Origin of the sequence: Streptomyces sp. YS-3 (assembly GCF_045257485.1) — a bacterium.
Lineage (GTDB): Bacteria > Actinomycetota > Actinomycetes > Streptomycetales > Streptomycetaceae > Streptomyces.
Genome location: NZ_JBJHPC010000310.1, coordinates 1 through 8,603, shown reverse-complemented (window position 1 = coordinate 8,603; position 8,603 = coordinate 1). Strand labels below are relative to the sequence as shown.

5 protein-coding genes are annotated in these 8,603 nt (G+C 71.1%); 3 read left to right on the top strand and 2 right to left on the bottom strand.

What is annotated here, in order from left to right; all coding sequences use genetic code 11:
- Nucleotides 1-198: 198 nt before the first annotated feature.
- Together ACJA3G_RS23055 and ACJA3G_RS23050 are read left to right on the top strand one after the other, a co-directional pair.
- Entirely contained in the window at nt 199-705 is a 507-nt protein-coding gene (locus tag ACJA3G_RS23055) for a DUF6912 family protein (RefSeq protein WP_406554932.1), read from the top strand.
- A gap of 81 nt (nt 706-786) precedes the next feature.
- Nucleotides 787-1,461, top strand: coding sequence for an HAD family hydrolase (locus ACJA3G_RS23050; RefSeq protein WP_406554931.1), 675 nt, complete (start codon nt 787-789; stop codon nt 1,459-1,461).
- Between the two features lie 137 nt (nt 1,462-1,598).
- Here ACJA3G_RS23050 and ACJA3G_RS23045 read toward each other — a convergent pair whose 3' ends face one another.
- Nucleotides 1,599-2,165 carry a DJ-1/PfpI family protein gene (locus ACJA3G_RS23045; RefSeq protein ID WP_406554930.1) on the bottom strand — a complete coding sequence of 189 codons (567 nt, stop codon included), beginning with the start codon at nt 2,163-2,165 and terminating at the stop codon, nt 1,599-1,601.
- A gap of 503 nt (nt 2,166-2,668) precedes the next feature.
- Here ACJA3G_RS23045 and ACJA3G_RS23040 point away from each other — a divergent pair.
- On the top strand, nt 2,669-7,639 hold the full coding sequence (locus ACJA3G_RS23040; RefSeq protein ID WP_406554929.1) for an NAD-glutamate dehydrogenase: 4,971 nt from the start codon (nt 2,669-2,671) through the stop codon (nt 7,637-7,639).
- Between the two features lie 55 nt (nt 7,640-7,694).
- On the opposite strand, the gene ACJA3G_RS23035 is transcribed toward ACJA3G_RS23040, so the two are convergent.
- Entirely contained in the window at nt 7,695-8,504 is an 810-nt protein-coding gene (locus ACJA3G_RS23035; protein WP_406554928.1) for a hypothetical protein, read from the bottom strand.
- Between the last annotated feature and the right edge of the window lie 99 nt (nt 8,505-8,603).

Here is an 8,603-nt window from a genome sequence, read left to right as displayed (position 1 = left end):
GTCGCAAGGGCGGCGGGAGGGGTGCGGCGCGGCCCGGGAGATTCACCTATCCGGGTGATACGGGGCCCGGCGGGGCCGGTGGCGCCACGGAATCCGGCACGCCGCACCACGAGGCCGCCGACGCCGTGCGGGCAACCCGAAGGGGGACTCCCCCACGTATCCTGAGGGCGTCTTCCGACCAGAAAAGAGCGGCCTGCCATGCGCGTGTACCTCCCCCTGACCCTCCCCGGTCTCGCGACGGCGCACACCGCGGGAGAGCTCGGGCCCGGCCCGCTGACCGCCTACGCCGTCACGCCCGGTCTGCGCGAGTGGTACGTCTCGGACGACATCGAGGAGCTGGAGTACGCGGCGCTGAGCCGGGCCGCGGCGGCGTCGCTGCGGCTGCTCGCCGTGGACCCGAGTGCCCCGAGGCGCCGGGTCGTGGTCGCCGTGGACGTACCCGACGGAGCCGCCTCGGCCGATCCGGACCGCGGCCTGGAGGCGAGCGCGCTGGGCGAGGTGCGGATCGCGGGGCCGGTGCCGCTGGCCAAGGCGGCGGCGGTGCACGTGGACGCGGACGACGCGGTCACCGATGTCGCCGCGGCGGCCGACGCGCTGGGCGCGGCGGACCAGGGCGACGACGACGCCCAGTTCACAGTCGACGGTGCCGAGGACCACGAGCTGCTGTGGTTCGGGGTGCAGGAGATTCCCAACCTCATCGGCTGACGATCCGGCTGACCTGCGCTTTCACCTCTCGCATGGGCTCGGGCGGATCCGTTGTCAGTGGGGGTGGGTACCGTTTCTGGCATGGGGAAGCGCACGACGCATCTGGTCTGGGACTGGAACGGCACACTGCTCGACGACATCGCGGCGGTCATCGAGGCGACCAACGCCGCCTTCGCGGAGCTCGGCCTCGCGCCGATCACGCTGGAGCGCTACCGCGAGCTGTACTGCGTGCCGATACCCCGCTTCTACGAGCGGCTGATGGGGCGCCTGCCGACCGACGCGGAGTGGCTCGTGATGGACGAGGCGTTCCACAAGCACTACTGGCTGCGGGCGGACGCCTGCGCGCTCACCACGGGTGCGGCCGAGCTGCTCGCCGCGCGGCAGGCGGCCGGGCTCAGCCAGTCACTGCTGTCGATGGCCCCGCACGAGCACCTGGTGCCGATCGTGCGGCGGCACGGCATCACCGAGCACTTCCTGCGGGTGGACGGACGCACCGGCCCCTCGCACGGCAGCAAGGCCGAGCACATGGTGCGGCATCTGACCTTGCTGCGCGAGGCGGGCGAGGGTATATCCCCGGACCGGATCGTGGTGATCGGGGACGCGGTGGACGACGCCGTGGCGGCTGCTCACGTGGGCGCGCGTGCCGTGCTGTACACCGGCGGCTCGCACAGCCGCGCCAGCCTCGCGCTGGCGGGCGTCCCGGTGGTGGACACCCTGGCGGAAGCGGTTCGGACGGCGGAGGCGCTGGCGGGCTGAGGCCCCTTCGTACGTACACGGCGGGCCCCGGGGGCGGCCCCGCCGGTATGGGACGCCTGTAGACGCCGCGCACGGCCTCAGGGGGCGCCCAGGCGTGCCCGGAGCCGGCCCGCGCCCCGTCGGCCCGCGCCCGCCGCCTACGTCACCGGCGCCTTCGCCCGCAGCACCGTGAGGAACTCCCGCATCCAGGTGGAGTGATCCGGCCAGGCGCGGGCGGAGACCAGGGTGCCGTCGACGACGGTTTCCGTGTCGCGGAAGCTGGCCCCGGCGGCCTGCATGTCGAGTTCGAGGGCGGGGTACGCGGTGACCCGGCGGCCACTGAGGCCGCCGACCGCCGCGGTCAGGAGGGGGCCATGACAGATCTGGGCGACCGGCTTGTCCGTGTCGAAGAAGGCCTTGAGGAGCTTGCGCAGCTCGGGGTCGTTGCGCAGGTACTCCGGCGCCCGGCCGCCCGGGATCACCAGAGCGGCGTACTGGCCGGGGTCGACCTCCGAGAACGCCAGGTCGGCCGGCCAGGTGTAACCCGGCTTCTCGGTGTAGGTGTCGAAGCCCGGCTCGAAGTCGTGGATGACGAACTGGAGCTTCTTGCGGGCGGGGGCGGCGATGTGGACGTCGTAGCCCTCCTCGCGCAGCCGCTGGTAGGGGTAGAGGACCTCCAGCGACTCCGCCGCGTCGCCGGTCACGATCAGGATCTTGGCTGCCATCGGTGCTCCCGGAGTCGACCGTGCGTGCCTGGCTCGTACAGGGTGCGCGGGGCGCTTCGTCCCGCTGTGCCTCGGGCTGTGCGCGGTGCGTCGCGCGGTGCCACGAGGCGTGCCGCGCGTACGGGGCAAACGTGCCCCGGCCCGGCCGGTTTGCCAAGAGGGCGTCAGGACGGTCCGCGTCGCTGTCCAGAGTGTCAAACTTCGGGCCCTGCTTTTGTACACATACGGCTCATGACGGTTCGGGGGGGCGGGGCGATAGCCTTGACCCGTGATCAGCGCGATATCCCGCAGGGGCACTGCCGCCCCTGCCCTGCGCCCGGAGTGCCACAGTGCCCGGGCCCTCGCTGATTCCCGTATCCCGGGCCCTTCGCCGAAAATGGCCAATAACGACCCGGGCATCTCTCATCGCGGCCTAACGTCGACTATGACCGGACACCCCGCGTCGTGGCGTTGTGCCGCTTCTACCTACGTCACGCAATGGCGCGCGACAGGAGCCAGAGGACATGCAGACCAAGCTGGACGAAGCCAAGGCCGAGCTGCTCGCACGGGCCGCCCGGGTAGCTGAGAACAGCCCGGTGGGGGGCCCCGGCGGTCTGGGGGGCGCCCCCCAGGACCGGGCAGCCATCACCGGGGCCGCGGGGGAGGAAGGTCCTGCCCGGGACGCCGTCCTCGGGTACCTCCAGCGCTACTACCTGCACACCGCTCCCGAGGACCTGGCCGACCGCGACCCGGTCGACGTCTTCGGTGCAGCCCTGTCGCACTACAGGTTGGCCGAAAATCGCCCCCAGGGCACGGCGAGCGTGCGGGTGCACACCCCGACGGTCGAGGAGAACGGCTGGACGTGCAGCCACTCGGTCGTGGAGGTCGTGACCGACGACATGCCCTTCCTGGTGGACTCGGTCACCAACGAGCTCTCCCGCCAGAACCGCGGCATCCATGTCGTGATCCATCCGCAGGTGGTGGTCCGCCGCGACGTCACCGGCAAGCTCATCGAGGTCCTGGACACCCCCGCGCAGGCCGGCGGTCTGCCGCACGACGCGCTCGTCGAGTCCTGGATCCACGTCGAGATCGACCGGGAGACCGACCGCGCCGACCTGAAGCAGATCACCGCCGACCTGCTGCGGGTGCTCTCCGACGTCCGCGAGGCCGTCGAGGACTGGGAGAAGATGCGCGACGCCTCGCTGCGCATCGCCGACGAGCTCCCCAAGGAGCCCAAGGCGGGCGACCTGCGCGACGAGGAGGTGGACGAGGCCCGGGAGCTGCTGCGCTGGCTCTCCGACGACCACTTCACCTTCCTCGGCTACCGCGAGTACGAGCTGCGCGAGGACGACTCGCTGGCGGCCGTGCCCGGCACCGGCCTCGGCATCCTGCGCTCCGACCCGCAGCACGGCGGCGACGACAGCCACCCGGTCAGCCCGTCCTTCGAGCGGCTGCCCGCCGACGCGCGCGCCAAGGCCCGCGAGCACAAGCTCCTGGTGCTCACCAAGGCCAACAGCCGGGCCACCGTGCACCGCCCCTCCTACCTCGACTACGTCGGCGTGAAGAAGTTCGACGACAACGGCAACGTGGTCGGCGAGCGCCGCTTCCTCGGCCTGTTCTCCTCCGCCGCGTACACCGAGTCGGTCCGCCGCGTCCCCGTGGTGCGCCGCAAGGTCGCCGAGGTGCTGCGCGGCGCCGGGTTCTCGCCCAACAGCCACGACGGCCGCGACCTGCTCCAGATCCTGGAGACCTACCCGCGCGACGAGCTGTTCCAGACCCCGGCCGACCAGCTGCGCTCCATCGTCACCTCGGTGCTCTACCTCCAGGAGCGGCGCCGGCTCCGCCTCTACCTGCGCCAGGACGAGTACGGGCGCTACTACTCGGCGCTGATCTACCTGCCCCGCGACCGCTACACCACGGGCGTGCGGCTGCGGCTCATCGACATCCTGAAGGAGGAGCTCGGCGGCACCAGCGTCGACTTCACCGCCTGGAACACCGAGTCGATCCTGTCCCGGCTCCACTTCGTGGTGCGGGTGCCGGCCGGAACCGAGCTGCCCGACCTCACCGACGCCGACACCGAGCGCATCGAGGCCCGGCTGGTGGACGCCGCCCGCTCCTGGGCCGACGGCTTCTCCGACGCGCTGAACGCCGAGTGCGGCGAGGAGCGCGCCGCCGAGCTGCTGCGCCGCTACGGCCACGCCTTCCCCGAGGGCTACAAGGCGGACCACTCGCCGCGCGCGGCGGTGGCCGACCTGGTCCACCTGGAGCAGCTCACCCACGGCCGCAGGGACTTCGCGCTCTCGCTGTACGAGCCGGTGGGCGCGGTCCCCGGCGAGCGCCGGTTCAAGATCTACCGCATCGGTGAGCAGGTCTCGCTCTCCGCGGTGCTGCCGGTCCTCCAGCGCCTGGGCGTGGAGGTCACCGACGAGCGCCCCTACGAGCTGCGGTGCGCCGACCGTACGCACGCGTGGATCTACGACTTCGGTCTGCGTCTGCCCAAGAAGATCATCGGCACCGGCGACTACCTCGCGGACGACGCCCGCGAGCGCTTCCAGGAGGCCTTCGCCGCCACCTGGACCGGCGCCGCCGAGAACGACGGCTTCAACTCGCTGGTGCTGCGCGCCGGGCTCAACTGGCGCCAGGCGATGGTGCTGCGCGCCTACGCCAAGTACCTGCGCCAGGCCGGTTCGACCTTCAGCCAGGACTACATGGAGGACACCCTCCGCGACAACGTCCACACCACCCGGCTGCTGGTCTCGCTCTTCGAGGCGCGGATGTCTCCGGGCCGCCAGAGCGCGGGCACCGAGCTCATCGACGGACTGCTCGAAGAGCTGGACGGGGCGCTCGACCAGGTCGCCTCGCTCGACGAGGACCGCATCCTGCGCTCCTTCCTCACCGTCATCAAGGCGACGCTCCGCACGAACTACTTCCAGAAGAACGCCCAGGGCGAGCCCCACGCGTACGTCTCGATGAAGTTCGACCCGCAGGCGATCCCCGACCTGCCGGCGCCCCGCCCGGCGTTCGAGATCTGGGTGTACTCGCCCCGCGTCGAGGGCGTCCACCTGCGCTTCGGCAAGGTCGCGCGCGGTGGCCTGCGCTGGTCCGACCGCCGCGAGGACTTCCGTACGGAGATCCTCGGCCTGGTCAAGGCGCAGATGGTGAAGAACACCGTCATCGTGCCGGTCGGCGCCAAGGGCGGCTTCGTCGCCAAGCAGCTCCCGGACCCGTCCGTGGACCGCGACGCGTGGCTGGCCGAGGGCATCGCCTCGTACAAGACGTTCATCTCGGCGCTGCTCGACATCACCGACAACCTGGTGGCCGGCGAGGTCGTGCCGCCCGCCGACGTGGTGCGCCACGACGAGGACGACACCTACCTGGTGGTCGCCGCCGACAAGGGCACCGCGACCTTCTCGGACATCGCCAACGACGTGGCGATCAGCTACGACTTCTGGCTCGGTGACGCCTTCGCGTCCGGCGGCTCCGCCGGATACGACCACAAGGGCATGGGCATCACCGCGCGCGGTGCCTGGGAGTCCGTCAAGCGGCACTTCCGCGAGCTCGGCCACGACACCCAGAGCGAGGACTTCACGGTCGTCGGCGTCGGTGACATGTCCGGTGACGTGTTCGGTAACGGCATGCTGCTCTCCGAGCACATCCGCCTGGTCGCCGCCTTCGACCACCGCCACATCTTCATCGACCCCAGCCCGGACGCGGCCGTCTCCTACGCCGAGCGCCGCCGGCTCTTCGACCTGCCGCGCAGCTCCTGGGCGGACTACAACAAGGAACTGCTGTCCGTCGGCGGCGGCATCCACCCGCGTACGGCCAAGTCGATCCCCGTCAACGCGCAGATGCGCGCTGCCCTGGGCATCGAGGGCGGTGTCACCAAGCTGACGCCCGCCGAGCTGATGCAGGCGATCCTGAAGTCGCCGGTGGACCTGCTGTGGAACGGCGGCATCGGTACGTATGTGAAGTCCTCCGCCGAGTCCAACGCGGACGTCGGTGACAAGGCCAACGACGCGATCCGCGTCAACGGCGAGGACCTTCGGGTCAAGGTCGTCGGCGAGGGCGGCAACCTGGGGCTGACCCAGCTCGGCCGGATCGAGTTCGACCGCAACGGCGGCAAGGTCAACACCGACGCGATCGACAACAGCGCGGGCGTGGACACCTCCGACCACGAGGTGAACATCAAGATCCTGCTCAACGGTCTGGTCACGGACGGCGACATGACCGTCAAGCAGCGCAACAAGATCCTCGCCCAGATGACGGACGAGGTCGGCCACCTGGTGCTGCGCAACAACTACGCGCAGAACACCGCCCTGGCCAACGCGGTCGCGCAGTCGCCCTCACTGCTCCACGCCCACCAGCGGTTCATGCGCCGCCTCGGGCGCGACGGCCACCTGGACCGGGCGCTGGAGTTCCTGCCGACCGACCGCCAGATCCGCGAGCTGCTGAACAACGGGCGCGGGCTCAGCCAGCCCGAGCTCGCCGTCCTGCTCGCCTACACCAAGATCACGGTGGCCGACGAGCTGATCCACACGGATCTGCCGGACGACCCGTACCTGCAGAAGCTGCTGCACGCGTACTTCCCGAAGCAGCTGCGCGAGAAGTTCCCCGAGGCCATCGACGGGCACGCGCTGCGCCGCGAGATCGTCACCACGGTCCTGGTCAACGACACGGTGAACACCGGCGGTTCGACCTTCCTGCACCGGCTGCGGGAGGAGACCGGCGCGTCCATGGAGGAGATTGTCCGGGCGCAGACCGCGGCCCGCGAGATCTTCGGTCTGAGCGCGGTGTGGGACGCGGTGGAGGCGCTGGACAACCAGGTCGACGCCGACGTCCAGACCCGGATCCGGCTCCACTCGCGCCGGCTCGTCGAGCGCGGCACGCGCTGGCTGCTCAACAACCGGCCGCAGCCGCTCCAGATCGCCGAGACCATCACGGACTTCACCGAGGGCGTCGAGAAGGTCTGGGGCGAGCTGGCGAACCTGCTCAAGGGCGCGGACCTGGAGTGGTACCAGTCGATCCTGGACGAGCTCACCGAGGCCGGGGTGCCGGACGAGCTCGCGCGCCGGGTCGCCGGGTTCTCCTCCGCGTTCCCCTCCCTGGACGTGGTGGCGATCTCGGGCCGTACCGGCAAGGACCCGCTGGCGGTCGCCGAGGTGTACTACGACCTCGCGGACCGGCTGCGGATCACCCAGCTGATGGACCGGATCATCGAGCTGCCGCGGGCCGACCGCTGGCAGTCCATGGCCCGTGCCTCCATCCGTGAGGACCTGTACGCGGCGCACGCGGGGCTCACCCAGGACGTGCTCGCGGCCGGTGACGGTGTCGCGTCGCCGGAGCAGCGCTTCAAGGCCTGGGAGGAGAAGAACGCGGCGATCCTCGGCCGCGCCCGCAGCACCCTGGAGGAGATCCAGGGCTCGGACGCCTTCGACCTGGCGAACCTGTCGGTCGCGATGCGGACGATGCGGACGCTGCTGCGCACGCACAGCTAACAGCTCACCGGCGAAAGGGGGCGCCCACCACCAGGTGAGCGCCCCCTTTCCGCTGTCAGCGCGTGGCTTTCCAGAGGGTGACCGTGCCCTCGAACGTGGGGATGTTCTTGTCCGTGGACGGCGTCACCTTGGTGATCTTCCACATGGCCAGATTGCCCTTCGTGGTCACCGAGCACATGGTGTCGCCCGCCTTGATCAGGTGGTCGTCGTTGAGCGCCTGCGCCGAGGCGGAGTTGGGCAGCGGGTTCTGCAGCGCTCCGTCCCGGCACTCCTCCGGCGTGGTGCCGTTGGCCTTGCCGAGGGCCTGCCTGAAGTCCAGCCGGTCGTCGCGCGCCTCGAACTCGGTGTTGTCGTAGGCGAGTTTGCCCGTCGGGTCCACGGCCGGCACATCGAAGTCGATCTGCGTGGTGGAGAGCGACTCCGGCGTACGCACGGTGATCGGCTTGTCCTGGAAGACCACCGTGTACGTGACGTTGGCGGGCGGCACCGAACTGTCCTCGCTCGGGGTGTCCGAGGGCGTGGCCACGACCGGGGACTGCTTCGGCGGGTTCTTGCCGACGGGCGACGACGAGGAGCCGCCGCCCTTGGCCTGGCCGCCGTCGCCGTCCTTCTTGGTGAGCCAGACCGCGGCGGCGGCGCCCGCGCCGACCGCCAGGACCAGGGTGGCCGCCATCAGGACGGTACGGACCCGGCGCTTGGGCTTCTTCTGCGGCGCGGTCGGCGCCGGGGCGGGGGCCTGGGCGTGAGGGGTCTGGGCGTGAGGGGCCTGGCCCGGGGCGTGGACGGAGGGCTGCTGCGCCGTGCCGTGGCCCGGCCCGTACGCCGTGTCGTACGGGGCGCCGTAGCCCGTGCCGTACGACGGCACCGGCCCGGTCTGGGGACCCGTCTGAGGGCCTGTCTGAGGCCCCGTCTGCGGGCCTGTGTGCGGGGCGGCGGTCGGCGGCGCCTGGGGCGTCCGAGGGGC

What these genes read in the sequence shown, in the direction of transcription:
- ACJA3G_RS23050 (WP_406554931.1), top strand. Translation starts at nt 787, where the DNA reads ATGGGGAAGCGCACGACGCATCTGGTCTGGGACTGGAACGGCACACTG.
- ACJA3G_RS23055 (WP_406554932.1), top strand. Translation starts at nt 199, where the DNA reads ATGCGCGTGTACCTCCCCCTGACCCTCCCCGGTCTCGCGACGGCGCAC.
- ACJA3G_RS23045 (WP_406554930.1), bottom strand. Translation starts at nt 2,165, where the DNA reads ATGGCAGCCAAGATCCTGATCGTGACCGGCGACGCGGCGGAGTCGCTG.
- ACJA3G_RS23040 (WP_406554929.1), top strand. Translation starts at nt 2,669, where the DNA reads ATGCAGACCAAGCTGGACGAAGCCAAGGCCGAGCTGCTCGCACGGGCC.